Source organism: Mesorhizobium sp. WSM4822, assembly GCF_055811155.1.
Genome location: NZ_JBVVQM010000019.1, coordinates 38,247 through 64,233, shown reverse-complemented (window position 1 = coordinate 64,233; position 25,987 = coordinate 38,247). Strand labels below are relative to the sequence as shown.

Here is a 25,987-nt window from a genome sequence, read left to right as displayed (position 1 = left end):
GGGAGATCAGGCGCGCTGCGCCAGCCTGCTGCTTTCCACCGCAATCCCCAGCAATGCCTGCCGTGCCAGCGCCACGGAAAGGTCCGGCCGCCGTCGTGTCTGCAACACCGCCGTCTGCAGCCGGGTCAACGCGCGGCCGAGCGCGTCGGTGCTCCAGCGCTCCAGTGCCTTCTCGACCAGCTTGCGCCTGGAGAAAAACACCGGCGGGCGGGCGGCGGCAACGACCGAGGCGGCGTTGCGGTTACCGGACTCCATCTGGCCGCGCATGATTTGGATCTGCTGCAACTGCCGCATCGCCGAAGACAGCACCAGGAAAGGCTGGCCGCCGGACTGGCAATGGCGGGTAAAGGCAGTGTCGAAGTCGCCGATCTTGCCTTCGAGAAGCGCGTCGACCGCGTCGTCGAAAGAGGCGCCGGAGACGTCGCCCGACATCGCCTTGACCTCCTCCAGTCCGATCTCGTTCTGGCCATGTGCATAGAGCACGAGCTTCTCGATCTCGCCGCGCGAGGCCAGCCGGTCGCCGCCGAGATTGCGGCGCAGCGCCTGTCTCGCCTCCATGGTCATCGACATGCCGGCCTTGCTCAGTTCGGCGTCGATGACGCCGTCGATGTCGCGCGCTTCATCGGCATAGCAAGGCAGCGCCATGGCGTTGTCGGCCGCCTCGACGATGGCGCGCAATCCGACGCCTTTCTTGAGATCGCCGGCCTCGATGAGAATGATCGCATCGCGCGCCGGCTCCGCCGTCAGCGCCTTGACGTCGTCGGCCAATGCCTTCTGGCCGCTGGCATTGCGCACCCACAAAAGGCGCCGATCGGAAAACATCGGCACGGTGCGGGCTTCGTCGAGCAGCCGGCCCTCGTCGCGGTCGACCTCCGAACCCTCGAGCCTGACCACCGAGAAGGGATCGTCGAGCGGCAGGCCGGTCTTGCCGGCAAATGCCTTCGCCCGCTCGGAGACGAGGCCGCGATCGGGGCCGTAAAGCAGGACGATCGAAATGCGCTGGTCCGGCTTCGCGAGCCAGCCGTCGACCTCGTAAGCTTTCTTCTGTGCCATGGCGGGTTGGTTAGCATGATGCGGGCGTGGGGTGAACCGGGGTGTGCGTGATCTCCTCCCTCGAGGGGGAGATGGCCGGCAGGCCAGAGGGGGTCGGTTCGACTGGATGCGACATTTTATGCGCCGAAAGAAGAAGTTGGCGCTCCATGCGCGGCGACCCCCTCCGTCGCCTTCGGCGACATCTCCCCCTCAAGGGAGAAGATTACGCTTCGCGCTTCCCCAATCACCTTATCTGCCAGCGAACCCGGCTCAACCTTCTCTCTAATTGCGCGCCGGCGCCCAACATCGACAAGAAATTTCGCCGACATATCTTCATCTTGGTGCGTGGGAGGCTGGATCGGCCGGCGCGGCCGGAACCGACGTCCGAAGGCTACCCGACGAATTCGCACTGGCCTGGCGGTGCAGATATGCAAATATCGGCACCAGGCAACATTGGAGGACAAAGGTCATGGCCGATGCTGGGATGTTGCGTTTTCACGTTCCGGAACCGGAAGTGCGGCCGGGCGGAACGCCCGATTTCTCCAATGTGCCGATCCCGAAGGCCGGCTCGGTGCCGCGCCCCGAAATCGATGTCGATCCGCGCACCATCCGCGATCATGCCTTCTCGATCATCCGCGTGCTGAACCGCACTGGCGAGGCCGTCGGTCCCTGGGCCGGACTGCTTTCAAGCGACGAGCTGCTGGCCGGCCTACGCCACATGATGACGCTGCGGACTTTCGATGCGCGCATGCAGATGGCGCAGCGGCAGGGCAAGACCTCGTTCTACATGCAGCATCTGGGCGAAGAGGCGGTGGCTTGCGCCTTCCGCAAGGCGCTGGCGCCGGGCGACATGAATTTCCCGACCTATCGCCAGGCAGGGCTGCTCATCGCCGACGGCTATCCCATGGTCACGATGATGAACCAGATCTATTCCAACGAGGCCGACCCGCTGAAAGGCCGGCAATTGCCGGTCATGTATTCGTCGAAGGAGCACGGCTTCTTCTCGATCTCCGGCAATCTGGCGACGCAGTACATCCAGGCGGTCGGCTGGGCGATGGCCTCGGCGATATCGAACGATTCGCGCATCGCAGCCGCCTGGATCGGCGACGGCTCGACGGCCGAATCCGATTTCCACTCGGCGCTGGTGTTCGCCTCGACCTACAAGGCGCCCGTGGTGCTCAACGTCGTCAACAACCAGTGGGCGATCTCGACTTTCCAAGGCATCGCGCGCGGCGGTTCGGGCACGTTCGCCGCCCGCGGCCTCGGCTTCGGCATCCCGTCGCTGCGCGTCGACGGCAACGACTATCTAGCCGTCCACGCCGTGGCCAAATGGGCGGCGGAGCGGGCGCGGAAGAATCTCGGGCCGACGCTGGTCGAATATGTCACCTACCGCACCGGCGCGCATTCGAGTTCGGACGATCCCTCGGCCTACCGGCCAAAAACCGAATCCGATGCCTGGCCGCTCGGCGACCCGATTGTGCGGCTGAAGAACCATCTCATCGCGCTCGGTGTCTGGTCGGACGAGCGTCACGCGCAGGCCGAGGCGGAAATCCTCGACACGGTCATCGCGGCGCAGAAGGAAGCGGAAAGCCACGGCACGCTGCATGCCGGCGGCAAGCCGTCGACGCGCGACATGTTCGAGGGCCTCTACGCCGAAATGCCGCCGCATCTCAGACGCCAGCGCCAGCAGGCGGGAGTCTGAGCCATGCCGAGACGGACCATGATCGAGGCCATTCGCGATGCCATGGATGTATCGATGGGGCGCGACGACAAAGTCGTCGTGTTCGGCGAGGATGTCGGCTTCTTCGGCGGCGTCTTCCGCTGCACGCAGGGCTTGCAGGCCAAATACGGCAAGAGCCGCTGCTTCGATGCGCCGATCAACGAATCCGGCATTGTCGGCTCGGCCATCGGCATGGCCGCCTATGGCCTGAAACCCTGCGTGGAGATTCAGTTTGCCGACTACATGTATCCGGCCTACGACCAGCTGACCCAGGAAGCAGCTAGACTGCGCTATCGCTCGAACGGCGATTTCACCTGCCCGATCGTGGTGCGCATGCCGACCGGCGGCGGCATCTTCGGCGGCCAGACGCACAGCCAGAGCCCGGAAGCGCTGTTCACCCATGTGTCGGGGCTGAAGACCGTGGTGCCGTCCAACCCGCATGACGCCAAGGGGCTTTTGATCGCAGCGATCGAAGACCCCGATCCGGTGATCTTCCTCGAACCGAAGCGGCTCTACAATGGTCCGTTCGACGGCCATCACGACCGGCCGGTGACGCCGTGGTCGAAACATGAGCTCGGCGAGGTCGCCGACGGCCACTACACTGTGCCGCTCGGCAAGGCGGCGATCCGCAGGGCAGGCTCGGGCCTCACCGTGCTCGCCTACGGCACCATGGTTTATGTCGCGCAGGCGGCCGTCGAAGAAACCGGCATCGATGCCGAGATCATCGATCTCAGGACGCTTTTGCCGCTCGACCTCGACACGATCGTCGCCTCGGTCAAGAAGACCGGGCGCTGCGTCATCGTGCATGAGGCGACGCTGACGTCCGGCTTCGGCGCCGAGCTGTCGGCGCTGGTGCAGGAAAACTGTTTTTATCACCTCGAAGCGCCGGTCGCGCGCGTTGCCGGCTGGGACACGCCCTATCCGCATGCGCAGGAATGGGACTATTTCCCCGGCCCCGCCCGGGTCGGCCGTGCCTTGCTTGAAACCATGGGAGCCTGAGATGGGCGAACACATCATCAAGCTGCCCGATGTCGGCGAAGGTGTCGCCGAGGCCGAGCTGGTCGAATGGCACGTCAAGATCGGCGACATGGTGCGCGAGGACACCGTGCTTGCTGCTGTGATGACCGACAAGGCGACGGTCGAAATCCCGTCGCCGGTCGACGGCGAAATCCTGTGGCTGGGCGCCGAGATCGGCGACACGGTAGCGATCGGGTCGCCGATCGTGCGGCTGAAGGTGGCGGGCGAGGGGAATGCCAAGCCGCAAGGCGGCGAAGTGGAAGCGGTGTCCGCTGAGCCGCCGGCAAAACTTCCGACCCCGAAGCCCGAGGCTGCTGCGCCGGTGGTGAAGACATCGCCAAAGAGCGACGAGCCCAAGGTGAAACCGGCGGCCTCGCCGAAAAGCACGGCCCAGCCTCCCATCTCCGGTGCACCGCGTCCCGAGGGCGAAAGACCGCTGGCCTCGCCTGCCGTGCGCCTGCGGGCAAAAGAAGCCGGTATCGATATCAGGCAGGTTGCGGGATCCGGCCCGGCCGGCCGCATCGGCCATGAGGACATCGAAGCGTTCCTGGCGCGCGGGCCGCAGGTTGCCAAGGCATCCGGCCTCGCCCGCAACGATGCGATCCAGGACATCAAGGTGGTCGGCTTGCGGCGCAAGATCGCCGAGAAGATGTCGCTGTCCAAATCGCGCATCCCGCACATCACCTATGTCGAGGAGATCGATGTTACAGCACTCGAGGAATTGCGCGCCGCGCTCAACAAGGAGAAGCGCCCAGGTAAGGGTGGCGTGGAGCGGCCGAAGCTGACGCTGCTGCCGTTCCTGATGCGGGCCATGGTGAAGGCGATAGCGGACCAGCCCAATCTCAATTCGCTGTTCGACGACGAGGCCGGCATCATCCACCAGCATGGCGGCATCCATATCGGCATCGCCGCGCAGACGCCGTCGGGGCTGGTGGTGCCTGTCGTCAAACATGCCGAGGCGCGCGACATCTGGGAGTGCGGCGCAGAAATCATCAGGCTGGCCGAGGCGGCCAAGTCCGGCACGGCGACACGCGACGAGCTGTCCGGCTCGACCATCACCATCACCTCGCTCGGCGCCATGGGCGGCGTGGCGACGACGCCGGTCATCAACCATCCGGAAGTGGCGATCATCGGCGTCAACAAGATGATGGTGCGGCCGGTGTGGGACGGCACCCAGTTCATCCCGCGCAAGATGATGAACCTGTCGTCCAGCTTCGACCATCGGGTGATCGATGGGTGGGATGCGGCGGTGTTCATCCAGCGGATCAAGACGCTGCTGGAAACGCCGGCGCTGATTTTCGTGGATTGAGGTGATGATCGAGATGCCGGCGGGACAGCGCCCCTCTAGCGAAAGCGGTGGAAGGCGTAATCTCCCCCCCTCGAGGGGGAGATGGCCGGCAGGCCAGAGGGGGTCGGTACGACTGGACGCGACGGCCTTGCGTGACAGATGCGGGCTGGCGCTCTACGCGCGGCGACCCCCTCTGTCGCCTTCGGCGACATCCCCTCGAGGGGGGAGATTACGCGCTTCAAGGGGGGCGCGAAGGAACGCAACAGAGCATTCTTTCCGATCCAGCGCGGCAACGAGTTAGGATGCCAAGATGAAAGAAATCTCCTGTAAGCTGCTGGTCATCGGCGCCGGTCCCGGTGGTTACGTCTGCGCTATCCGTGCCGGACAGCTCGGCGTCGACACGGTGATCGTCGAAGCCGGCAAACCGGGCGGCACTTGTCTCAATGTCGGCTGCATCCCGTCCAAGGCGCTGATCCACGCGGCGGAGGAGTTCGAGAAGGTGTCGCACATGGAAGGCGGCAAGAGCCCGCTCGGCATCTCGCTCACCGCACCGACGCTCGACCTGGCGAAGACGATCGCCTGGAAGGACGGCATCGTCAGCCGGCTCAACAGCGGCGTCGCCGGCCTGCTCAAGAAGGCAGGAGTCAAGACCGTGCATGGCTGGGCGAGCTTTCGCGACGGCAAGACCGTCGCGGTCGAGACCGAGACCGGCGTGCAGATCATCCGCGCCGAGACGATCGTCATCGCCACCGGCTCGGCGCCGGTCGAGCTGCCATTCCTGCCCTTTGGCGGGTCGGTGATTTCCTCCACCGAGGCGTTGGCGCTGAGCGACGTGCCGAGAAAACTCGCGGTCGTCGGTGGCGGCTATATCGGGCTGGAACTCGGCATGGCCTTCGCCAAGATGGGCGCCAAAGTGACCGTTGTGGAAGCCCTGCCGCGGGTGCTGGCGCAATATGACGCGGAGCTGACCCGGCCGGTGGTCAAGCGGCTCGCCACGCTCGGCGTCGACGTGATGCTGGGCGCCAAGGCCAAGGGGCTTTCAACCAAGGGTGACGCGCTGCTGGTCGAGACCTCGGATGGCAAAAGCGCCAAGGTCGCCGCCGAAAAAATCCTGGTCACGGTCGGCCGCAAGCCGGTGACCGAAGGCTGGGGGCTCGAGCAGATCGACCTCGACAGGGCAGGCAAATTCATCCGCATCGACGACCAGTGCCGCACCTCCATGCGCGGCATCTTCGCCATCGGCGACGTCACCGGCGAGCCGATGCTGGCGCACCGGGCGATGGCCCAGGGCGAGATGGTCGCCGAGATCGCCGCCGGTCACAAGCGCAACTGGGACAAGCGCTCGATACCCGCCGTCTGCTTCACCGATCCGGAACTTGTGACGGCAGGCCTGTCGCCGGAAGAGGCCAAGGCGCTCGGCGGCGAGATCAAGATCGGCATGTTCCCGTTCGCTGCCAACGGCCGGGCGATGACCAAGCTCGGCGAGGACGGTTTTGTTCGGGTCGTCGCGCGCGCGGACAACCATCTGGTGCTCGGCATCCAGGCGGTCGGGCAGGGCGTCTCGGAACTGGCGGCGGCTTTTGGCCTGGCGCTGGAGATGGGCGCCAGGCTGGAGGACATTGCCGGCACCATCCATGCCCATCCGACGCAAGGCGAGGGATTCCAGGAAGCGGCGCTCAAGGCGCTGGGGCACGCGCTGCATGTTTGATTCGTGATAGTGCAAAGGCGGTGATGCTGGCGGGACACTCGCCCCCCTCTGTCCTGCCGGACATCTCCCCCTCAAGGGGGGAGATCAGCAGTTTCGGGCAACCCGCCTCTTCCAAGACTTTGAAAATTGGCGAAATCTAAGATGACAGCCGATCTCCCCCCTAGAGGGGGAGATGCCCGGCAGGGCAGAGGGGGGCACTGTCCCGCCAGCCTCTCACAAGAGAGAGACGCTGATCACCCCGCCAGCCGGCTCACCATCTCATGCTGCGCATAGGCGCGGCCGAAGCGGTTGGCCAGAAACGCGTCGAGCGCGATGTCTTCCTGCTTGATGAAGCCCGTGGCCGGCAGGCTGCCGTCGGCGAGCATGTCGAGCACGGCGCAGATGCCGGAGGCGGTGGTGATCTGGATGGCGCTGCGCACCTGATCGCCGATGCGCCTGGAGTAGATCTTGTTGGCGTAGGTCTCCTGCAGCAGGCGGCCGTTCTTGCGGCCGGAGACGGTGACGAAGACGATGACCACGTCCTGCAGCGTCGCCGGCAGGGCGCTCTCGAAAATGTCTTTCAGCACGTCACGGCGGTGGCGCAGGCCGAGATCGTTGAGCAGCGCCTTCATGATCGCGGCGTGGCCGGGATAGCGGATGGTGCGGTAGTTCAGCGTGCGCACTCTGCCCTTCAGCGTCTCGGCCAGCGTGCCAAGGCCGCCGGAGGTGTTGAACGCTTCGTAGGTGACGCCGTCGAGCGAGAACTCCTCGCGCTCTTCCAGTGGCGGCACCTCGACCAGCTCGCCTTCGACGATCGCCTCGCAGGGCTCGCAATATTCGTTGATGACGCCGTCGGTGCTCCAGGTCAGATTGTAGTTCAGCGCATTGGAGGGATATTGCGGCAAAGCGCCGACGCGCATGCGCACGCTCTCCAGCGAATCGAAACGGCTGGCGAGATCGTTGGCCACGATCGAGATGAAGCCCGGCGCCAGGCCGCATTGCGGAATGAAGGCGCTTCTGCCCGAACGCGCCAGTTCCTTGACCCGGCGGGTCGAGACGACATCCTCGGTCAGGTCGAGATAATGCACGCCGGCGGTTGCCGCCGCTTCCGCAATGCGGGTGGTCAGATGGAAGGGAGCGGCGCTGAGCACCGCGAATTTGCCGGCGAGTGCGGCTTCAAGCGTGCCGGCGGCTTCGATGTCGAGTTCCAGCGTCGCAACCGTGGCCGGCAGTTCGGCGGAAGCGAGCTGTGCCGCCGAGCGGTCGACGAGCGTGACCTGATAATCCCCCGTGGCGGCGAGCATCTCGGCAATGGCCGAGCCGATCTTTCCGGCGCCGACAACGACAATTTTCTTCATGACCGATCCCTCACTGATTGTGAGCCCAGATTCGCAGCTTGCCCGTCGAATGGAAGCGTGGTTTTGTTCGAAACGAAACCATCTATTGGCCAGTCCGCCGAGAGGAATCGTCGAAATGCTCAGTGACGCCGAACAGGCCCTGCTTTCCCTGCTGCGCGAGAATGCGCGCGCCTCGACCGCCGAGCTCGCGCGGCGGCTTGGCGTCTCGCGGACAACGGTACAGAGCCGAATCGAACGGCTGGAGCAGCGCGGCATCATATCAGGCTATGGCGTGCGGCTGGCGCCGGACTACGAGCAGGGGCTGGTGCGGGCGCATGTACTGCTCACCGTGACGCCCAAGCTCGCCGACAAGGTGGTGCGCGGCCTGCGAGCTTTGGCGCCGGTCCGGACGCTGCATTCGGTCAGCGGCAATTTCGACATGATCGTCATCGTCGACGCGCCGTCGATCCGGGACCTCGACATGCTGCTCGACCAGATCGGCGCCATGGATGGGGTCGAGCGGACCCTGTCGTCAATCATCCTGTCGACGCGGATTGATCGGTGAAGCTGCTGGTCTCCCCCCTCGAGGGGGAGATGGCCGGCAGGCCAGAGGGGGTCGGTTCGACCGGATGCGACCTCCTTGCGACAGATGGAGGCTGGCGCTTCACGCGAGGCGACCCCCCTCTGCCGCCTTCGGCGACATCTCCCCCTCAAGGGGGGAGATCGGCCTCTAATCCATCGCCAGCGGAAAACTCACCGCCACCGCAAGCCCGGGCCGGCAATCCTCGAGCGTAATCGACGCACCGTGCAGATCGGCGATTGCCCGGACAAGGCTGAGACCCAGCCCGCTGCCTGGCGTCGACCGGCTATGGTCCAGCCGATAAAGCCGCTGAAACACTTTTTCACGTTCGTCGGCGGGAATGCCGGGACCGTTGTCGGCGACGCCGGCAACGACGCGTTCGTCCTGGCGCGCCACCGACAGCTTTATCGTCGTGCCCGATGGACAATGGCGCAGCGCGTTCTCGACCAGATTGGCGAACATCTGCGTCAACAGCTCGCGATCGCCATGGATCCGGTCCGTCGTTTCCTGTGGTTGCGCCAACGACAGCGACTTTCCGTCGTCTTCGGCAACATCGGCATAGATCTCGGCGATGGTCTGCAGCACCTCGCCCAGATCGACATCGGTGAACCGCGCCCGGCGCGCGCCAGCTTCGATCTGCGCGATGCGCAGCAGGGCATCGAAGGTCTCGTTGATCTGCAGGCTTTCGGCATGCGCGTCGGCCAGTTCGCGGGCGACCTTTTGACCTGACAGGTTCTTTTCGGACGCGGTGTCGAGGATCATCTGCAGCCGGTTGAGCGGCGTCTTCAGGTCGTGGGCGATGTTGGCGCTGACCTGTTTCATGCCTTCGACCAGTGCCGACAGGCGGTCGAGCGCGGCATTGACCTGGCTGGAGACGATGTCGATGTCGTCGCCCTTGCCGGTCAGCGGAATGCGGGTGTCCAGCCGTCCATGCGAGACATCCACCATGGTGGCGGCGATGCCGTCGAGACGGCGCTGGACCCGCGAGGCCAGCAGGGCGCCGCCGGCGACCGCCAGCCCGGTGATGATCAGGGTTCCCCAGCCAAAGCTCATCAGCAAGATCCTCTCCAGCTCCTCCGTCTCGGAAAGGCTGAAGGCGACGGTCAGGATGTTGCCACCGACGGGGCCGGAATAGGCGCGGTACTCGGCGCCGGGCGGCACGCCGGGCATTTCGGTGTCGAACATCGAGAAGCCGTCGGGAAGCCCTGCCGCGGTGAAGTTGCCGGCCAGGCGATTGCCCGTCGCGTCGGTCAGCGAAAACAGCTGCTCCTTCCTAGGGCTGCGCAGGGAGTGGCTGCCGACGGTCTCGACCAGCTCCTTGAGATCATTCTCCGCATAGGTCGCGGCGACGACCGCGTAAGTCTCCTTGATGGTGTCGTCGAGCCGCTCGGCAAGATCGGCGCTCATCATCTGGTAGACGATGGCGCCAGACAGGACGAAGGCCAGCACGAACAGGAAGGCGAAGGTCAGGGCCAGCCGGAACGGCGTGCTGCGCAGCAGGCGGGACCATGTTCCGGTCATGACGGCGCGTGCAGGCTGTAGCCGGTGTTGCGGACGGTGTGGATGAGCTGGGTTTCGAAGGGCTTGTCTACCTTGGCCCGCAGCCGGCTGATATGGGTCTCGACGACGCTGGTCCTGGGATCGAAATGAAAATCCCAGACGCGCTCCAGAAGCATGGTGCGGGTGATGACGCGGCCTTCGCCGCGCATCAGCACTTCCAACAGGCTGAACTCCCTGGGCTGCAGGTCGATCGGCTGACCCTGCCTCGTGACCCGCCGCATGATCAGGTCCATTTCGAGGTCGGCGACCCGCAGGACGGTTTTCTGCTCCTGCGCCGCCGGCCGCCGGCCAAGCGCGTTGATGCGGGCGAGAAGTTCGGAAAAGGCGAAGGGCTTGACCAGATAGTCGTCGCCGCCGGCCTCCAGCCCCTCGACGCGATCGTCGATGCCGCCGACGGAGGTGAGAAAGATCGTGGGCGTCCGTACGCCCGCGGCGCGCACCGCCTTGATCATCGACAGGCCGTCGAGGCCGGGGATCATCCGGTCGGCGACGATCACGTCGTAATTGCCCCGGGTCGCCGCGAACAGCGCGTCATGTCCATTGCGCAGGAGGTCGCAGGTATGGCCGGCCTCGGTCAGTCCCCTGACGATATAGTCGGCCGTCCTGTGGTCGTCCTCGACGAGAAGCAGTCGCATGAAAGGTCCGGTCCTTTGCCGAGGTGGAGAGGCTATCACCGGCACGGGCTTGTTCCTAGGATGTCACGAAGGCGCAGGTATGGTGGCGCTAGAACGTTCAAGATTGGCCGAAGCGGTGGGGTTTTCGGCAATTGTCAACGCTAGCGCATCCGCCCTGCACCTAGTCCAGGTCCAGCAACAGTTCGTCCGCCTCGTCGGTTGCCTCCTTCAGGGTCATGTGCAGGACAAGCGCAAAGATACAGCCAAGGAAGAGCAGGCTGGTGAAGATGGTGCCGAGACCCAGGCCGCCGTGCCTGGCCGACCGCGACAGCAGGTCGCCGAACGAAGCGCCAAGCGGCCGCGTCAGGATATAGGCGAGCCAGAAGGCCAGGATGCCGTCGAGATGCCGCAGCCAGTAGGCGAGCGCTATCAGCGCGATGGCACCGCCGAACAGCAGCCCCGTCGTGAGGTAGCCCATGTCGAAGCTTTCGGCGACGAGGTCGCCGGCAGCGGTGCCGAGCGCGAAGGTCAAGAGGATCGCCAGCCAGTAGAAGATCTCGCGCCTGGTGGTGAAGATGCTGTGGATCGATAGCGTCCTTTCGCTGGCGTACCAGACCGCGAATGTCGCGGCGAGCGCGACCGAGAAGGCGATGGTTGCCGTCTGCAGGCGCACGCCGAAACCGTCGACGAGGTTGTCCGTCACCAGCGTGCCGACGATGCTGATCAGCACTACCGCCGGCCAATAAGCCCACGGCACGTAACGCTTCTGCGCAAACTGCAGGACAAGGGCCGCGATCAGGATGCCGGTCATGATCAGCGAGGTGACGGTCAGCCCAAGCCCGATCGTGTCGGCAAGATAATCCGCCGCGGTCTCGCCCGTGGTGACCGCCATCAGCTTGACCAGCCAGAAGTCGAGGGTGACGTCGGGAACCCTGTTATGGCTCGGTGCGGCGGGTTGTTGCCTGTTGGGCGCGAGCATGGCTGAAGTCCAGAGGTCGACGGTTGCGGCGGGGCGGTTGCGATCCGCCCCGCGCATCGTGAACAAACGAGTTCACACCGGCCTGTCCGGCGGCATACAAATTCGTAAGAATGGGCGCAAAAGGCATTGCCAATGTCTGGCGATGCGTTTGATGGAATGCGGCGCCTTGCATCCGCCATCGCTGTTCAACGGCTCGCTGATGGCGGCCGCGGTGCCGGGCCGCACGTTCGGCCCGACCCATCCTGCGCTCTGGTGATCGGTGGTTCTAGCTGCCGAGCGGATGCGGCATGTAGCCGACGAAGCCTGATATCTTCCAGCTGCCGCCGACCTTGCTGCAGAAATACAGCGTCTGCCATTTCAAGCGGTCGACGCTGCCGTCCGCCTTGGCAACCGAGCCGTCGAATTTCTTGTGCAGCACGGCGCGGTTGCCGTCGACGTCGATGTCGCGCATGTTGGTGACGCGAAACAGCGCCTCGCGCAGCGGCTCGGCGAATTTGGTCGCCGCCGTCTCTTTGGCCTGGCGCAGCCATTCGTCGCGGTAGATGTCCAGCCTTGGAAACTGCAGCCGCCAGGCGTCGGCATTGCTGAGGAAATGCGCGTGCATGCCGAAGAAGCTCTCGGCGACGAAATCATCCTCGACCATGGCCCAGTCCTGGCCGATGAAAGCGTCGATGTCGCGCCGCACCAGCATTTCCCAGAGCGCGTGGCGATCGGCATCGCCTGATGGAAACGGGTTCTTGTCGTAAGTCATCGCTGGGTGTCTCCGCTCTGGCAAATGCGTCTGTACGTTGCGGCTTCCAAGCCGCCCGTCAGCGCGTACGATGCAAGCGCTCTTGTAATAAAGCAACACGGATTTCGAAGAATGTTGCTTTCCAACAAGGCCCCTATGAGGATCGCCCCGATCGGCGTAAATGTCGATCGAAGCGGGCGCTGCCATGGCACCCCGTCCTGTCATCAGAGGAGGCTTGTCTCTTGCCGAAACAGTGTTTTGGAACATCGCATGTGCCGTTGTCGCCAGCCGTGCGGGCCGGCGATCTCGTCTATGTCTCGGGCCAGGTTCCCGTCGGCAGCGACGGCATCGTGGTCAAGGGCGGCATATCGGAACAGACCGAGCAGGTGCTCGCCAACATCAAGGCCGCGCTGGCGCTGGCCGGCTGCACCATGGACGATGTGGTGAAGACCACGGTCTGGCTGGAAGATGCGCGCGATTTCGGCGCCTTCAACGCGGTCTATGCCCGGCATTTCCCCAAAGACCCGCCGGCCCGCACCACGGTCGAATCGCGGCTGATGATCGACATCAAGATCGAGGTCGAGGCGGTCGCCTACCGGCCTCTGTAGGCAAAGCAACGAAGCGGAGGTGACCGCAATGCAATTCGACCTCCTGCTGAAGGGCGGACGGCTGATCGATCCGGCCGCTGGCCTCGACGCGCCGCGCGATGTCGCCATCGCCAATGGCCGGGTCGCCGCTGTCGATGCCGATATCCCGGCGGACAGCGCAGCGCAGATCGTCGATGCCGGCGGCTGCATCGTCACGCCGGGCCTGGTCGACCTGCACAGCCACGTCTATTGGGGCGGCACGTCGCTTGGCGTCGATGCCGACCGGCTGGCCGCCAAGAGCGGCACCACCACCTTCATCGATGCGGGCAGTGCGGGCGCCGGCAATTTCCTCGGCTTCCGCCGCCACGTCATGGAGCGCTCGAAGGTCCGCATCCTGGCCTATGTCAACATTTCCTTTGCCGGCATCTTCGGCTTCTCGCAGACGGTGTCGGTCGGCGAGTGCAGCGACCTCAGGCTCTGCGAACCGCGCGAGGTGGTCGCAGCCGCGCGCGAGCACCGCGATGTCGTGGTCGGCGTAAAAGTCCGCTCCGGCAAGCATGCCGGCGGCACCAGCGGCATCGCCCCGGTGGATCTGGCGCTGGAGGCCGCCGACCAGGCCGGCCTGCCGCTGATGGCGCATATAGACGAGCCGCCGCCCGGCCGCTCGGAAGTGCTGCCGCGGCTGCGCAGGGGCGACATTCTCACCCACTGCTTCCGGCCGTTTCCCAATGCGCCGGTATTTGCTTCCGGCGCGGTGCGGCCCGACATGCGGCTGGCGCGCGAGCGCGGCGTCATCTTCGACATCGGCCACGGCATGGGCTCGTTCGATTTCGCCGTTGCCCGCGCCATGCTCGAGGAAGGACTGGCGCCGGACGTGATCTCGAGCGACGTGCATCTCTACTGCGTCGACGGGCCGGCCTTCGACATACTGGTCTGCATGTCGAAGCTGCTGGCGCTCGGCATGCCGCTGGTCGAGGTCCTGCGCGCCGCCACGCAAGCGCCGGCGCGGGCGATCGCGCGGCCTGATCTCGGCACGCTGGCGGTGGGCACTGTCGGCGATGTCGCTGTGCTCCGGCAGCGCCCGGGCCGCTTCACCTTCGTCGACGCGGTCGGCGCGTCATTGGTCGCCGACCAGAGGCTGGTGTCGGAAGGCATCGTTATTGGCGGCACCTGGTGGCCGAACGAGGCGGCTGATCACAACGAGACCGAGCGTTTCGTGGCGCAGGCGTCGCATACGCATGTCGAGGTTGCGGCGAGGCATTTCGGGCATCGGCACGATTAGCCATCTCCCCCCTTGAGGGGGAGATCGCCGGCAGGCCAGAGGGGGTCGGTTCGACTGGATGCGACCTCCTTGCGGCAGATGGAGGCTGGCGCTCTACGCGCGGCCACCCCCTCTGTCGCCTTCGGCGACATCTCCCCCTCGAGGGGGGAGATCAGCAGCGCCTGAATTGCTCGGCTTCCCATAAACCGGCGTCTCAATGCCCTCCATCCGCGCCTTGATCTGCAGCGCCACATATTTCGAATAGAAGCGCGACAGCGCCAGATTGCCGCCGTGGAACCACAGCGCTTCCTGCGCGGTCGGCTTCCACATGTTGCGCAGCTCGCCTTGCCAGGGTCCGGGGTCGCCCTTGACGCCCGAGCCAAGCCCCCAGCAGGGGCCGACCTTGTCGGCGACTTCGCGCGAGACGATCGAAGCCACCGTCTCGTTCATCGACTGATAGCCGGTGCAGGCGATGATGGCGTCGGCGGCGAGTTCACTGCCGTCGTCGAACAGGATGCCGCTCGGGGTCAGCGACTTGATGGCGACGCCGCTGCGGATGCCGATCTTGCCGTCAATAATCAGGTCGGAAGCGCCGACATCGATATAGTAGCCGGAGCCGGTGCGGTAGGCCTTCATCAGAAGGCCGGTCTCGTCGTCGCCGAAATCGATGGCGAAGCCGGCGGCGCGCAAGCGGTCGTAAAAGGCCGCGTCGCGCGCCTTGATCACCTCGTAAAGCGCCCGCTGGCCCTTGGGCACCAGCGCGAACGGCGTCGAGGCGACGATCATGTCGGCCTTCTCGGTGGTGATGCCGCGCGCCAATGCGTCTTCCGAGAAGATCTCGAAACCGACTTCCATCAGCGTGTCCGATTTGACCACCGTCGTCGGTGAGCGCTGGATCATGGTGACCTCGGCGCCGCTTTCCCAGAGGTCGACGCAGACGTCATGGCCGGAACTGGCCGCGCCGATGACGGCCACCTTCCTGCCGCGGAATCTGTCGCCGCTGGCATACTGGCTGGAGTGCAGCAACTCGCCCTTGAACCGGTCGGCGCCCGGCAGATCGATCCGCCGTGGCGGACCGTAGGCGCCGGTGGCAAAGACGATGTGCTTCGGCTTCAGCGTGATCTGGCGGCCGACGCGGTCGACCACCACGGTCCAGACTTTTTCGGCCTCATCATAGGACGCGCTGAGACATTTGGTGGCGACCCAGTAATTGAGCTCCATGACGCGCGTGTACATTTCCAGCCAGTCGCCCATCTTGTCCTTGGGCGTGAACACCGGCCAGTTTTCGGGGAAGGGAATGTAGGGCAGATGGTCGTACCAGACCGGATCGTGCAGCACGAGCGTGCGATAGCGGTTGCGCCAGGAATCGCCCGGCCGCGCATTCTTCTCGATGACGATGGTGGGCACGCCGAGCTGGCGCAGCCGCGCCCCCAGCATGATGCCGCCCTGGCCGCCGCCGATGACCAGGCAGTAGGGCTGTTCCTCGGTGCCGAGTTCGCGCGTCTCGCGCGCCCGCGCCTCCGACCAGGTCTCGCGCTTTGGATCGGCCTTGTGACGCACGCCAAGCGGCCGCCCCGCCCCCTTGCGCTCCTCGAAGCCTTTCAGGCCCGTCATTGCCGTGAACAGCGTGCGGCAGCGGCCGTCGCGCAGCCGCATGATGCCCTCTCCCCTGGCCACCGCGGTTTCGAAGCTGAACCACGCCTCGATGGTGCCATCGTCCGAGGTCGCCTCGCCGGTCAGTTGCCACGCGCTCGGCTTGGCCGTCGCCAGCGTCGTCGCCAGCATGTCGGCGATCGCCTCGCGGCGTTCCATTGTGGTGATGTTCCAGGTGAAGGTCAGGAGATCGCGCCAGTAGCAATCGTCGACGAACAGGTTGCTCGCCGCCGCAGCGTCGCCGGCTGCGAGCGCCTGCGCCAGGGATTCGAGCCATGCGGCTGCCTTTTTCGTCGGTGCTATTTCGAGCATTTCTTTCCTCTTTGTGCATGCGCCCAATCCAAGTTGGGACCATCAATTGTTGAACTCGGCGCCGCCCCTCATCCGCCTGCCGGCACCTTCTCCCCGTGAACGGGGAGAAGGGAGCTAGTCTCCGAGCGGCTCCATCTCCTTGCCGGTGCGGTGGATCTGGGCGTTGTATTTGATGCGGCGCACGGTCTCGCGGGCCGAACCGTCGAGCTTGTAGGCCGAGGCCACCGCCAGAAGGTCGATCGCCGCCAGGAAGGCGAAGCGCGAGGCCGTCGGCTTCAGCGTGTCGGGATATTCCGGGACCGCCACCGTCAACCTGACGTCGCAGGCGCGGGCGAGTTCGGTGTCGGGCGCGGTTACGGCGATGGCGTTGGCGCGGTAGTGCTTGGCGAGCTCGACGGCCTCGATCACCTCGCGGGTGCGTCCGGTCGCCGAAATGGCGATCACCAGATCGCCCGGCTTGAGCGTCGAGGCGGTCATGCGCATCAGATAGGGGTCGCACTGGGCGCTGACGGTGATGCCGTAGCGGAACAGCCGGTATTGGGTTTCCTGCGCCAGCGCCGAGGAGCTGCCGCCGAGGCCGAACACGGTGACCTGGCGCGCCTTGGCGATCAGATCGGCGGCTTTCTGCAGCTGCGCCGGGTCGAGCTGCCGCTCGGCCTCCTGCAGCGCCCGGCGCGCCTCGCCGAATACGGCGTTCCAGAACGGCATGCCATTGTCATTGCTGACGGAGGGCGACTTGGCCAGATAGAGCGCACCGACGACGAGGCTCTGCGCCAGCTTCAGCTTGAAGTCGCGCACGCCCTCGCAGCCGATAGCGCGGCAGAACCGGGTCACCGTCGGTTCGCTGACCCCGGCGCGCTGGGCAAGGGCGGCGTTGGACGCGTCGACGGCATATTTGACGTCGTCGAGCACGACATCGGCGACACGCCGTTCGGCCGGGCGCAATTCGCTGTAGGAATCCTTGACCAGCGAGATGATGTCGGGAATGCGCCGGACAGGATCGCGCCCCTCGGTATCGGGGCCTGGAACAGGCTCGTCCTGGCTGCCAGCTTCGTTCATGGGGTCCTGGTCTTTCCCTGGGTTGCTAGGCTGCCGTCTTAGCATGTTTGCACGCCCTGGCTCCACGCGCCCGACCGCATCGCAACCGCAGCGTGTCGTAGGGTAAAGATCACCTTCCTCCGGTCCTCTCCGATCCGTGTCAGTTCCGAAGTATGTAGGAAAGCAACATGCATTTCAAGGCCGCAAAACCGATATTAAAACAAGCAGATAGGCATACTAATCGATTTTCCTGATACGGTGGCCATCGTCGGTGCTTGACAGGAAAGTAGGATAGTTACAGACTGATTTTCGCTGGGGATGAGCCAATGGATCATCGCGCAATCTTCCCGGGGGGCAGATGAATACGGGCGATGCAAAAAAGCCGAAGCTTGGCGTGCAGGCAGCGACCAAGATCTATCACACGGCCTCCGGCGACCTGCTGGCGCTGGACCGCTGCAGCCTCGATGTCAGCGCCAATGAAATCGTCTCGATCGTCGGCCCTTCCGGCTGCGGCAAGACCACGCTCTTGTGGTCGATGTCGGGCCTGCACAGCCTGACCAGCGGCGAGATCCGGCTTGATGGCAAGGCGATCACCGGTCCGCATCCCGATATCGGCATCGTCTTCCAGGAGGCGAACCTCCTGCCGTGGCGCAATCTCGACGCCAACATCCGCTTCCCTTTCGAGATCAAGGGCGAGAAGCCGGACCGGGCGTGGATCGCGCATCTGCTGAACCGTGTCGGTCTCGACGGCTTCGGCGGCAAGTTTCCGCGCGAGCTTTCCGGCGGCATGCAGCAGCGCGCGGCGATCGTGCGGGCGCTGGCGTTGAAGCCTTCGGTGCTTTTGATGGACGAGCCGTTCGGCGCGCTCGACAGCTTCACCCGCGAGGAGATGAACCGGCTGGTCGAGGAGATCTGGCTCGACACCAAGACAACCATCGTCTTCATCACCCACTCGATCGAGGAAGCGATCTTCCTCTCCGACCGGGTCGTGGTGCTGAGCGCCCGGCCGGGCCGCGTCGCCAAGGAATATCGCGTGCCGTTTGCGCGGCCACGCTCGCTGGAGATCATGGCGACGAAAGAGGTCTTCGACCTCACCAACCGTATCAAGATGGACATTGTCGGCGAACGCACGCGGCCAAAAGCGCCGGAGCGCCCGAGCGCCGAGATCGTGAGGATCAGGCCGTGAGCGGAGGCGACGCCATTCCGGAATTCTCCAAATCCAAGTCTGCCGACGGCCACGAGGTCAGCCTGACCAATCTGTCGGCCTTCGCCAGCGGCCCCGGCATCAAGTCGGGCAAGGAGGTGGCGGCCATTCTTGCCGTGGCGGTGATCATCATCGGCGGCATCGAACTGGCGCTGCGGCTGTTCCACGTGCCGCTCTACATCATGCCGCCGCCGAGCTCGATCGCCTATGCGCTGTTCGACGAGTTCCCGCTGATCGCGCCGCATCTCGGCTACACGCTGGTCGAGCTGGTGTCCGGCTTCACCATCGGCGCGATCGTCGGCCTGGTGCTGGCCGCCGTCATCACCCAGTTTCCGTTCGCCGAGAAGATCGTCGCGCCCTACATCCTGCTACTGGTCACCACGCCGATGCTGGCACTGGTGCCGCTTCTGATCCTGCGCTTCGGCTTCGGCTACACGCCGCGCATCATCGCGGTGGCGCTGGCCGCCGGGCCGATGGTGATGATCAATGCCGCCACCGGCTTTCGCCGCGTCGACAGCGCCAAGATCGCGCTGGCGCGCTCCTATGGCGCCAGCACCTTGCAGATATTCTGGAAGATCCGCGCGCCGATGGCGCTGCCGATGATCCTGGTCGGGCTGATGATCGGCGCCATCTTCGGTCTGCTGACCGCGGTCGGCGCCGAAATGGTCGGCGGCGGCTTCGGCCTCGGCAACCGGCTGACCACCTATTCGTCGATGATCCAGATGCCGCAGTTCTTCGCCGTGGTGCTGATCCTGTCGACGCTCGGCATCCTGATCTACGTGCTGTTCTTCCTGATCGGCAAGAAATGGGCGAGCTGGGAGGCTTGAACACAAAAGTACAGACGGCGCCCGGGAGGCGGGCGGCAAGAGACTGACATCAAACAAAAAAGGGGAATGCCATGACCAATAATTTCTCGACCAACCCGGCGGGGATCAGCCGCCGCACTTTCCTGCAGGTGACCGGCGCCGGGCTGGTGACCGCGACGGCGCTTGGCGCCACCGGCCTCAAGGCCAGGGCCGAACCCTACGGAAAATTCACCTGGATCTCGCCGCGCGGCACGCTCGAAGTGCTCGACGACTATCCCTACTGGGCAGCCAAGAAGGCCGGCTATTTCGATGGGCTGGACACCGACATGCAGCCGGGGCCGTCGGACGGCACCGCGACGGTGAAGTTCGTCGATGTCGGCCAGGCCGATATGGGCTTCCCGTCGCCCGGCGTGTTCTCTTTCGCCATCCAGAACGGCATGAAGCTGAAGTCGGTGTTCCATATGGGCGCCCGCGACACGTTCAGCATCGCCTTCCGCAAGGGCGAGGGATCGAACGATCTGAAGAAGCTGGAAGGCAAGACCATCCTGCTCGGCTCCGCCGCCTGGCAGTCGATCACCGACCCGCTGCTGGCGGCGCAGGGCGTCGACATCAAGAAGGTCAAATATGTCGAGGCCGGCTGGCCGACATGGGGCACGGCTCTTGCCGGCGGCCAGGGCGACGCTGCCCTGTCGTGGGAAGGCCTGCGCGCCGAATGGATCGCCAAGGGGCTCGACTTCGAATACTGGCTCGGCGTGCAGAACTCAAAGCTGCCGGCCAATACTTTCGTCGTGCGCGCCGCCGATCTGGAGGACGCCGACAAGAAGGCGTTGCTGGAAAAGTACCTGCGCGGCTGGGCGATGGGCCTCGAATTCGGCTACCAGAATCCCCGCGCGGCGGTCGAAGCGGTGTTCGAGCAGTTCCCGACGCTGGCCAAGAATCTCGGGCCGGAGCTTGGCACCACCTCGATCCTGCAGCAGATCAACGTCTTCCGCGGCGACATGGACAAACGCGGCGGCTGGGGCTCGCACGACATGGCGAGCTGGCAGGGCTTCTTCGACGAGATCCACAAGATCGGCCAGATCACCGCTCCGGTGAAGGCCGAGGATGTCTGCACCAACGATTTGATCGGCCCGGCCAATGATTTCGACAAGGCCAAGGTCAAGGCCGATGCCGACGGCGTCAAGCTGTCGGAAGGTTTTGCCGCGCTCGATGTCGAGAAGATCAAGGCGCATCTGTTCGATTCGGCGGTGAAGTAGGGCTGGCAATTGTCCAGGTCAGCGCCGCCCCTCACCTGCCTGCCGGCATCCTCTCCCCGTAAACGGGGCGAGGGGACGCTGTCGTTGATGATTTCGCCAATCGCCAACATTACGGCCAGCCCTTTCTCCCCGTCACTATACGGGGAGAAATGCCCGGCAGGGCAATGAGGGGCGGCGCCAACCTAAGGTGATTGTCCTGGATAAACATGCGGGCGACGGCAACAGCGCCGCCCAAGATTCAATCAAGAATTTGGGAGGCAGCGGTGTCCGACAGAGTAAAAGTGCTGGTGGTGGGTCTCGGCAATATGGGTGCGTCGCATGCCAGCGCGTATCACCGGCTCGACGGTTTCGAGATCGTCGGCATCATGAGCCGCTCGATCAAGAGCAACACGAAGATTCCGGGAGAGTTAGCCGGCTACCCACTCTACGAGGATTTCGACCAGGCGCTGAAGGAAACAAAACCGGACGCGGTGTCGATCAACAGCTGGCCGAACACCCACGCCGAATATGCGCTGAAGGCAATCGCCGCCAACTGCCATGTGTTCATGGAAAAGCCGCTCGCCACCAACAATGAGGATGCCGAGAAGGTTGTCGCGGCGGCGCGGGCGAAGAACCGCAAGCTGGTGCTCGGCTATATCCTGCGCGTCCACCCGTCATGGATCAAGTTCATCGAGGTCGGGAAGACGCTCGGCAAGCCGCTGGTGATGCGGCTCAACCTCAACCAGCAGAGCAGCGGCAGCGCCTGGCACTGGCACAAGAACCTGATCGATTCGCTGATCCCGATCGTCGATTGCGGCGTCCACTATGTCGACGTCATGTGCCAGCTGACCGGCGCCAAGCCGGTGCGTGTGCATGGCATCGGCGCCAAGCTCTGGGCGGAAGCCGACAAGCAGAATTACGGCCACCTGCACGTCACCTTCGATGACGGCTCGGTCGGCTGGTACGAAGCGGGCTGGGGCCCGATGATGAGCGAGACGGCCTATTTCGTGAAGGACGTCGTCGGCCCCAAGGGCGCGGTATCGATCGTCGCCGGCCAGCAGGCGAACAGTGCTGCCGAACTGGCAGAGGTTTCGAACTCCGCCGACATCGACCGCCACACCAAGACCGATGCCCTGAAGATCCACTATGCCGCGGTCGACGGCGACAAGAATTTCTCGAAGCCCGACGAGATCGTCAGCATGGAGGACGAGCCCGGCCATCAGGAGCTCTGCGACCGCGAGCAGGCCTTCTTCCTGCGCGCTATCCGCGAGGATCTCGATTTGACCGAGCAGATGGATGCGGCGGTCAACAGCCTGCGCATCGTGCTGGCCGCCGAACAGAGCATCGCGCTGGGGCGGACCATCGACCTGGCCTGACGCAATCCGGCTGCTGGCGGCAATCGTTTCAGGCCGGCGCTGCCCCTCACCCTTACCCTCTCCCCGTGAAGAACGGGGAGAGGGGGTCGTCAGCGTTGGAGCGTCTCCCTTCTCCCCGTCACTATACGGGGAGAAGGTGCCGGCAGGCGGATGAGGGGCGGCGCCAACGTTGGCAAGATCAACGAACGACGGGAGAGAGACATGGTCACCGACAGTCTGCTGAAAACCTATGCCGAGTCCGACGCGCTCGACCTGGCCGGCCTGGTGCACAGCGGCCAGGTTTCACCGGGGGAACTGGTGGAGGCGGCGATCACGCTGGTCGAGCGGCTCAACCCGGCGCTCAATGCGGTCATCCATCGCCTCTACGACATGGCGCGGGCGCAGGCCGAGACGGTCGACACATCAGCGCCCTTCGCCGGCGTGCCGTTCCTGCTCAAGGAGCTGGCCTCGTCCTGGACCGGGGCACCGAACACCAACTCCTCATTCTACCTCAGGGATGTCGTTGCCGATTTCGACACCGAGGTGGTTCGCCGCATGAAGGCGGCCGGGCTGGTGCTGGTCGGCAAGTCGAACGCGCCGGAGAACGGCTGGTCGATCACCACGGAGCCAAAACTCTACGGTGTGACGAAGAACCCGTGGAAGGAAGGCATCACGCCCGGCGGCTCGAGCGGCGGCGCTGCCGCGGCCATCGCTTCGCGCATGGTGCCGATCGCCGAGGCCAGCGATGGCGCAGGCTCGATCCGCATCCCGGCCTCCTGCTGCGGCATCGTCGGGCTGAAACCGTCGCGCGGCCGTGTCAGCCTCGCGCCGTTCGGCGACTATTGGTATGGCGGCGCGTACTTCCTGTGCTGCTCGCGCACCGTGCGCGACACCGCGGCCTATCTCGATGCGGTTGCCGGCGCACTGCCCGGCGATCCCTACACGCCGCCGGTGCCCGATGGTTCTTGGCTCAGCCTGTCGGCACGGGCGCCAAAGAAGCTGCGCATCGGCTTTTCCGTCACGCCACCCAACGGCACGGCGATCGATGCGGAGGTGAAGGCGGCGGTGCTGGCAACCGTGGCTGCGCTCGAGCGGCTCGGCCACGACGTCGAGGAGCACGATATGCCGCTCGACGCCAATGCTGTCTGGGCGACCTACACCAACATGACCTGCGTGCAGACGGCGGCGACGTTCGACTACCTTGAGACGGTGGTGGGGCGGCCGGTGACGCCAGGCGATGTCGAGGCGGTGACTTGGGCAATCATCGAGCGCGGCCGCTCGACCAGCGGCACCAGGCACATCTCCGATGTCGAGCAGCTCAGGCAGATCGGCCGCGACATCGTCGGCGACCTCGGCGCCTACGATCTCTTCATCACCCCGACCCTGACGCAGCTGCCCCGCCCGTTCGGCTACTACGACATGTCGGAAACCGATATCGACCGCTACAACGCCAAATGGGCGGACTCGGTATTTGCCTTCCCCTTCAACATCTCCGGCCAGCCGGCGATCTCGCTGCCGCTCGGCTGGTCGAAAGACGGCGTGCCGATCGGGGTGCAACTGGTCGGCCGCTACGGCGACGAGGCAACGGTGCTGGCTGCGTCGGCGCAACTGGAGCAGGAGATGCCGTGGAGGGGGAGAAGGCCGGCGGTGAGTGGTTAGTTGCTGCGAGGCACGCACCGCCGAGTTCCGTAGCGCCCCCCTCTGTCCTGCCGGACATCTCCCCCTCGAGTGGGGAGATCGGCTGTCACAACCACCTTCGCCAATTTTCGACGTTGAAAGACGAAGACCGACGCCGAAACAGTCAATCTCCCCACTTGAGGGGGAGATGCCCGGCAGGGCAGAGGGGGGCGCCGTAGAGTGCGATGGTGAAAACGGCAAGCACCCTCCACCAGCCTCGCTATCCAATCCTCTCCAGCCGCCTCGGCAGGCGGTTCATCGGCTTGGGCCCATCCGGTGTGATCAGGAACTGGTCCTCGAGATTGAAGCTGGCGAGGCCGTCTATGTAGAGCGGGATCTCGAAGGCCAGCACCATGCCGGCTTCGATGACGACATCGCTGTCGGCGGCGATGAACGGCCATTGCTCCGAGAAGACCGACTGGCCGACGCCATGGCCGAAATGACCGCGGCGGTAGGTGCGCAGCCCTTGCCGCGCCAGGCTGTCGGTGGCGACGCGATGCACGTGGGCGAGCGTGGCTCCCGGAACAAGCGCGGCCAGCCCGTCGTCAAAGGCCCGCTCGGCGATCGCGTGCAGTTCGGCCTGCTCGGCGGATGGCGATCCGAAGGTGAAATTGCGCGACATGTCGGAGGCGTAGCCGCCGACCGTGCAGACCATGTCGCACTTCAGCGGATCGCCAGGCATGGCTTTCGCATCGGTGCTTTTGGCCTTCGCGCCGAGCGTCACATATTCGGCTGTGGCGACCGGATAGGCCAGTCCGGCCGCGGCCGTGGCGACGCCTTGCCGATAGAGCGCAATGAGATCGGCCTGACGCATGCCGGCCATCGCATCGACCTGCAGCCGCTCCATGCCGGCTTCGGACAGGATGATGCCTTGCTGCAGCAGGTTGATCTCGCCCGGCGACTTGATGGCCCGCAACCTGTCGAGCACGGCCGAGCCGTCGACCATCGTGCAGCCCGGCAGCAGCGCCTGCATGACCGAGAGATCTGCGGCGGGAATAAAATCGAGATCAACGCCGATCCTTGCGCGCTCAAGTCCGAACCCGCTCAGGATCTCCTTCAGTTCGCGGACGGAACGGGCAAGTTCGAATGTTGCAGGCCGGGAAAAACCAGGCGCCCGGCCAGACGAGGCAAGGCCGGCCTCGACGCGTTGCGCCAGCCCTTGCCCTGCGGTCGAGGCGTCAAGCGTGGCGGTTTCGATCCAGATCGGGTGGCTGCGGATGACGGCATCCGACAGAGCCAGTTGCAGCTGTCCCGCATTGAAATCCGCCACCACGACGCCCATCGGCAGGTCCTGGCCCGCGGGGATGACGACGAAGCCGGCGCCGGCGCGCCGGAACAGTCCCGACGGGCCGATCGAGGCGCCGGTCGCATAGTGGAAAGCCTCGGGCGCGCACAGCACCAGCGCCTCAATGCCGGCGCGGTCCATCAGTTGCGCCGCGCGCTGGCGATCGACAAAGCCTGTCATGGGTTTCTCCACTGTCCGAAGCGGCAACGGAGCATTCCGGGTGCGCACAATCAAGCCGCTGACAGCAGCTACTTGATCGATTCCAGCTTGGCGACGGCGGCGGTGAAGCCGGCCAGCGACACCGGGATGGTGACCGGCTTGCGGGTGACCGATTCCATGCCGATGTTCAGATTGGTCCCGGACTTCATGGCCTTGATGAGATCCGCCGACAGCGGCGTGGCGGCATAGGCGCCGTTCTGGTCGCTGGTCTGGATGGCAATCGTCGTCTTCTGGCCCTGGTCGATCTGGAAGGAGGCGCCGGACGGCAGGAACAGGCCGTGCGGCAGGGCAAGCAGCATGGCGAGGCTGCCATTGCCGTTGTCGCGGCGCACGGTCACGGTCAGCACGCGCTGCCCGGTCTTGGCCTCGGTCAGGTTCTGCGACACCTGGCACTGAAGCTCGGTGGTCGCCGAACCGCTGGAGCAGTTCACCGACCACGGATTGGCATCGGCCGGTTTTGCATTGCTTTCAGCCGGCTTTGGCTGGGCCGGCTTGGCATCTTCGGCAAGGGCTGGGCCGGCCGTCAGACCAAGCCACAGGGCGGCCAGCCCCGCGGCCGCGCCAAGCAAATTAGGCTTCACTAAAGTAGGTGCCATGTTGTTTTGCCGGATGCCTTGCATGTTTCCTCGCCGCGCCCGGTATTCTCCCGGGCAGGGCTTGATACAACACTCGCGACTGTTTCGAAAGCCGAGCCGGAGGCAAGCAAGCCGGCGAAATTACTGTGACTTTTCGGATACAGCGAACAATTTTGCAGGAAGCCCTCAGAAATCGAAGCGTCAGAGACTCGCTATACAATAGAATTCGAGTAAGA

Annotated in this window: 23 protein-coding genes; 13 read left to right on the top strand and 10 right to left on the bottom strand. The window is 64.8% G+C overall.

From position 1 onward, the window contains the following. Window positions 1-6: 6 nt before the first annotated feature. Complete coding sequence (holA, locus tag AC0L3E_RS31225) at window positions 7-1,053, bottom strand: DNA polymerase III subunit delta (RefSeq protein WP_292567617.1); 1,047 nt, start codon at window positions 1,051-1,053, stop codon at window positions 7-9. A 448-nt stretch (window positions 1,054-1,501) separates the two neighbouring features. Between holA and AC0L3E_RS31220 the strand changes: the two genes are divergently transcribed. From AC0L3E_RS31220 to lpdA, 4 genes are all read left to right on the top strand, one after another. After that, entirely contained in the window at window positions 1,502-2,734 is a 1,233-nt protein-coding gene (locus AC0L3E_RS31220; RefSeq protein ID WP_473606461.1) for a thiamine pyrophosphate-dependent enzyme, read from the top strand. A gap of 3 nt (window positions 2,735-2,737) precedes the next feature. Beyond that, window positions 2,738-3,751, top strand: coding sequence for an alpha-ketoacid dehydrogenase subunit beta (locus AC0L3E_RS31215; protein WP_292456971.1), 1,014 nt, complete (start codon window positions 2,738-2,740; stop codon window positions 3,749-3,751). A 1-nt stretch (window position 3,752) separates the two neighbouring features. Then, window positions 3,753-5,078 (top strand): dihydrolipoamide acetyltransferase family protein, encoded by a 1,326-nt coding sequence (locus tag AC0L3E_RS31210; protein WP_473606460.1) that lies wholly within the window; start codon window positions 3,753-3,755, stop codon window positions 5,076-5,078. Window positions 5,079-5,367: 289 nt separating this feature from the next. Then, entirely contained in the window at window positions 5,368-6,765 is a 1,398-nt protein-coding gene (gene lpdA, locus AC0L3E_RS31205) for a dihydrolipoyl dehydrogenase (protein ID WP_473606459.1), read from the top strand. Between the two features lie 233 nt (window positions 6,766-6,998). On the opposite strand, the gene AC0L3E_RS31200 is transcribed toward lpdA, so the two are convergent. Continuing rightward, window positions 6,999-8,102 carry a saccharopine dehydrogenase family protein gene (locus tag AC0L3E_RS31200; RefSeq protein WP_473606458.1) on the bottom strand — a complete coding sequence of 368 codons (1,104 nt, stop codon included), beginning with the start codon at window positions 8,100-8,102 and terminating at the stop codon, window positions 6,999-7,001. Between the two features lie 115 nt (window positions 8,103-8,217). Between AC0L3E_RS31200 and AC0L3E_RS31195 the strand changes: the two genes are divergently transcribed. Continuing rightward, the gene (locus AC0L3E_RS31195; protein ID WP_292337749.1) at window positions 8,218-8,646 is read left to right on the top strand and encodes an Lrp/AsnC family transcriptional regulator; all 429 of its coding nucleotides are present in this window, start codon (window positions 8,218-8,220) and stop codon (window positions 8,644-8,646) included. A 165-nt stretch (window positions 8,647-8,811) separates the two neighbouring features. Here AC0L3E_RS31195 and AC0L3E_RS31190 read toward each other — a convergent pair whose 3' ends face one another. The 3 genes from AC0L3E_RS31190 to AC0L3E_RS31180 all read right to left on the bottom strand — a co-directional run bounded on the left by AC0L3E_RS31190 (window position 8,812) and on the right by AC0L3E_RS31180 (window position 11,814). After that, the gene (locus AC0L3E_RS31190; RefSeq protein WP_473606457.1) at window positions 8,812-10,182 is read right to left on the bottom strand and encodes a HAMP domain-containing sensor histidine kinase; all 1,371 of its coding nucleotides are present in this window, start codon (window positions 10,180-10,182) and stop codon (window positions 8,812-8,814) included. Then, window positions 10,179-10,856 carry a winged helix-turn-helix domain-containing protein gene (locus AC0L3E_RS31185; protein WP_473606456.1) on the bottom strand — a complete coding sequence of 226 codons (678 nt, stop codon included), beginning with the start codon at window positions 10,854-10,856 and terminating at the stop codon, window positions 10,179-10,181. Before AC0L3E_RS31185 ends, AC0L3E_RS31190 begins: the two co-directional genes overlap by 4 nt. Window positions 10,857-11,016: 160 nt before the next feature. Further along, window positions 11,017-11,814: a COG4705 family protein gene (locus tag AC0L3E_RS31180; protein ID WP_473606455.1), complete on the bottom strand. Its 798-nt coding sequence runs from the start codon at window positions 11,812-11,814 to the stop codon at window positions 11,017-11,019. Between AC0L3E_RS31180 and AC0L3E_RS31175 the strand changes: the two genes are divergently transcribed. Continuing rightward, on the top strand, window positions 11,813-12,070 hold the full coding sequence (locus AC0L3E_RS31175; protein WP_127383179.1) for a hypothetical protein: 258 nt from the start codon (window positions 11,813-11,815) through the stop codon (window positions 12,068-12,070). The genes AC0L3E_RS31180 and AC0L3E_RS31175 overlap by 2 nt on opposite strands. A 9-nt stretch (window positions 12,071-12,079) precedes the next feature. Here AC0L3E_RS31175 and AC0L3E_RS31170 read toward each other — a convergent pair whose 3' ends face one another. Next, window positions 12,080-12,565, bottom strand: coding sequence for a hypothetical protein (locus AC0L3E_RS31170; protein WP_473606454.1), 486 nt, complete (start codon window positions 12,563-12,565; stop codon window positions 12,080-12,082). Window positions 12,566-12,786: 221 nt separating this feature from the next. Between AC0L3E_RS31170 and AC0L3E_RS31165 the strand changes: the two genes are divergently transcribed. Continuing rightward, entirely contained in the window at window positions 12,787-13,152 is a 366-nt protein-coding gene (locus AC0L3E_RS31165; RefSeq protein WP_027037525.1) for a RidA family protein, read from the top strand. Between the two features lie 28 nt (window positions 13,153-13,180). After that, window positions 13,181-14,413, top strand: a complete 1,233-nt coding sequence (locus AC0L3E_RS31160; RefSeq protein ID WP_473606453.1) for an amidohydrolase/deacetylase family metallohydrolase — start codon at window positions 13,181-13,183, stop codon at window positions 14,411-14,413. A 93-nt stretch (window positions 14,414-14,506) separates the two neighbouring features. Here AC0L3E_RS31160 and AC0L3E_RS31155 read toward each other — a convergent pair whose 3' ends face one another. Continuing rightward, window positions 14,507-16,357 (bottom strand): flavin-containing monooxygenase, encoded by a 1,851-nt coding sequence (locus AC0L3E_RS31155; RefSeq protein WP_473606452.1) that lies wholly within the window; start codon window positions 16,355-16,357, stop codon window positions 14,507-14,509. A 114-nt stretch (window positions 16,358-16,471) separates the two neighbouring features. Beyond that, window positions 16,472-17,416 (bottom strand): MurR/RpiR family transcriptional regulator, encoded by a 945-nt coding sequence (locus tag AC0L3E_RS31150; RefSeq protein WP_127329262.1) that lies wholly within the window; start codon window positions 17,414-17,416, stop codon window positions 16,472-16,474. 337 nt (window positions 17,417-17,753) lie between these two features. On the opposite strand from AC0L3E_RS31150, the gene AC0L3E_RS31145 reads away from it, so the two are divergent. The 5 genes from AC0L3E_RS31145 to AC0L3E_RS31125 all read left to right on the top strand — a co-directional run bounded on the left by AC0L3E_RS31145 (window position 17,754) and on the right by AC0L3E_RS31125 (window position 23,654). Beyond that, window positions 17,754-18,581 (top strand): ABC transporter ATP-binding protein, encoded by an 828-nt coding sequence (locus tag AC0L3E_RS31145; RefSeq protein WP_027037522.1) that lies wholly within the window; start codon window positions 17,754-17,756, stop codon window positions 18,579-18,581. Beyond that, window positions 18,578-19,426: an ABC transporter permease gene (locus AC0L3E_RS31140; RefSeq protein WP_128309601.1), complete on the top strand. Its 849-nt coding sequence runs from the start codon at window positions 18,578-18,580 to the stop codon at window positions 19,424-19,426. Before AC0L3E_RS31145 ends, AC0L3E_RS31140 begins: the two co-directional genes overlap by 4 nt. A gap of 71 nt (window positions 19,427-19,497) precedes the next feature. After that, window positions 19,498-20,661 carry an ABC transporter substrate-binding protein gene (locus tag AC0L3E_RS31135; RefSeq protein ID WP_292704246.1) on the top strand — a complete coding sequence of 388 codons (1,164 nt, stop codon included), beginning with the start codon at window positions 19,498-19,500 and terminating at the stop codon, window positions 20,659-20,661. Window positions 20,662-20,924: 263 nt separating this feature from the next. Further along, a complete protein-coding gene (locus AC0L3E_RS31130) occupies window positions 20,925-22,016 on the top strand; it encodes a Gfo/Idh/MocA family protein (RefSeq protein WP_473606451.1) in 1,092 nt (363 codons plus the stop codon). A gap of 201 nt (window positions 22,017-22,217) precedes the next feature. After that, on the top strand, window positions 22,218-23,654 hold the full coding sequence (locus AC0L3E_RS31125) for an amidase (RefSeq protein WP_473606450.1): 1,437 nt from the start codon (window positions 22,218-22,220) through the stop codon (window positions 23,652-23,654). Between the two features lie 238 nt (window positions 23,655-23,892). Here AC0L3E_RS31125 and AC0L3E_RS31120 read toward each other — a convergent pair whose 3' ends face one another. Together AC0L3E_RS31120 and AC0L3E_RS31115 are read right to left on the bottom strand one after the other, a co-directional pair. After that, window positions 23,893-25,137, bottom strand: coding sequence for a M24 family metallopeptidase (locus AC0L3E_RS31120; protein WP_473606449.1), 1,245 nt, complete (start codon window positions 25,135-25,137; stop codon window positions 23,893-23,895). Window positions 25,138-25,205: 68 nt separating this feature from the next. Further along, a complete protein-coding gene (locus AC0L3E_RS31115) occupies window positions 25,206-25,772 on the bottom strand; it encodes an invasion associated locus B family protein (protein WP_473606448.1) in 567 nt (188 codons plus the stop codon). Between the last annotated feature and the right edge of the window lie 215 nt (window positions 25,773-25,987).

Coding starts and splice junctions, on each gene's coding strand:
- AC0L3E_RS31210 (WP_473606460.1), top strand. CDS start 3,753: ATGGGCGAACACATCATCAAGCTGCCCGATGTCGGCGAAGGTGTCGCC.
- AC0L3E_RS31160 (WP_473606453.1), top strand. CDS start 13,181: ATGCAATTCGACCTCCTGCTGAAGGGCGGACGGCTGATCGATCCGGCC.
- AC0L3E_RS31180 (WP_473606455.1), bottom strand. CDS start 11,814: ATGCTCGCGCCCAACAGGCAACAACCCGCCGCACCGAGCCATAACAGG.
- AC0L3E_RS31125 (WP_473606450.1), top strand. CDS start 22,218: ATGGTCACCGACAGTCTGCTGAAAACCTATGCCGAGTCCGACGCGCTC.
- AC0L3E_RS31195 (WP_292337749.1), top strand. CDS start 8,218: ATGCTCAGTGACGCCGAACAGGCCCTGCTTTCCCTGCTGCGCGAGAAT.
- AC0L3E_RS31185 (WP_473606456.1), bottom strand. CDS start 10,856: ATGCGACTGCTTCTCGTCGAGGACGACCACAGGACGGCCGACTATATC.
- AC0L3E_RS31150 (WP_127329262.1), bottom strand. CDS start 17,416: ATGAACGAAGCTGGCAGCCAGGACGAGCCTGTTCCAGGCCCCGATACC.
- AC0L3E_RS31135 (WP_292704246.1), top strand. CDS start 19,498: ATGACCAATAATTTCTCGACCAACCCGGCGGGGATCAGCCGCCGCACT.
- lpdA (WP_473606459.1), top strand. CDS start 5,368: ATGAAAGAAATCTCCTGTAAGCTGCTGGTCATCGGCGCCGGTCCCGGT.
- AC0L3E_RS31145 (WP_027037522.1), top strand. CDS start 17,754: ATGAATACGGGCGATGCAAAAAAGCCGAAGCTTGGCGTGCAGGCAGCG.
- AC0L3E_RS31115 (WP_473606448.1), bottom strand. CDS start 25,772: ATGGCACCTACTTTAGTGAAGCCTAATTTGCTTGGCGCGGCCGCGGGG.
- AC0L3E_RS31120 (WP_473606449.1), bottom strand. CDS start 25,137: ATGACAGGCTTTGTCGATCGCCAGCGCGCGGCGCAACTGATGGACCGC.
- AC0L3E_RS31175 (WP_127383179.1), top strand. CDS start 11,813: ATGGCTGAAGTCCAGAGGTCGACGGTTGCGGCGGGGCGGTTGCGATCC.
- AC0L3E_RS31220 (WP_473606461.1), top strand. CDS start 1,502: ATGGCCGATGCTGGGATGTTGCGTTTTCACGTTCCGGAACCGGAAGTG.
- AC0L3E_RS31215 (WP_292456971.1), top strand. CDS start 2,738: ATGCCGAGACGGACCATGATCGAGGCCATTCGCGATGCCATGGATGTA.
- AC0L3E_RS31155 (WP_473606452.1), bottom strand. CDS start 16,357: ATGCTCGAAATAGCACCGACGAAAAAGGCAGCCGCATGGCTCGAATCC.
- AC0L3E_RS31190 (WP_473606457.1), bottom strand. CDS start 10,182: ATGACCGGAACATGGTCCCGCCTGCTGCGCAGCACGCCGTTCCGGCTG.
- holA (WP_292567617.1), bottom strand. CDS start 1,053: ATGGCACAGAAGAAAGCTTACGAGGTCGACGGCTGGCTCGCGAAGCCG.
- AC0L3E_RS31200 (WP_473606458.1), bottom strand. CDS start 8,102: ATGAAGAAAATTGTCGTTGTCGGCGCCGGAAAGATCGGCTCGGCCATT.
- AC0L3E_RS31170 (WP_473606454.1), bottom strand. CDS start 12,565: ATGACTTACGACAAGAACCCGTTTCCATCAGGCGATGCCGATCGCCAC.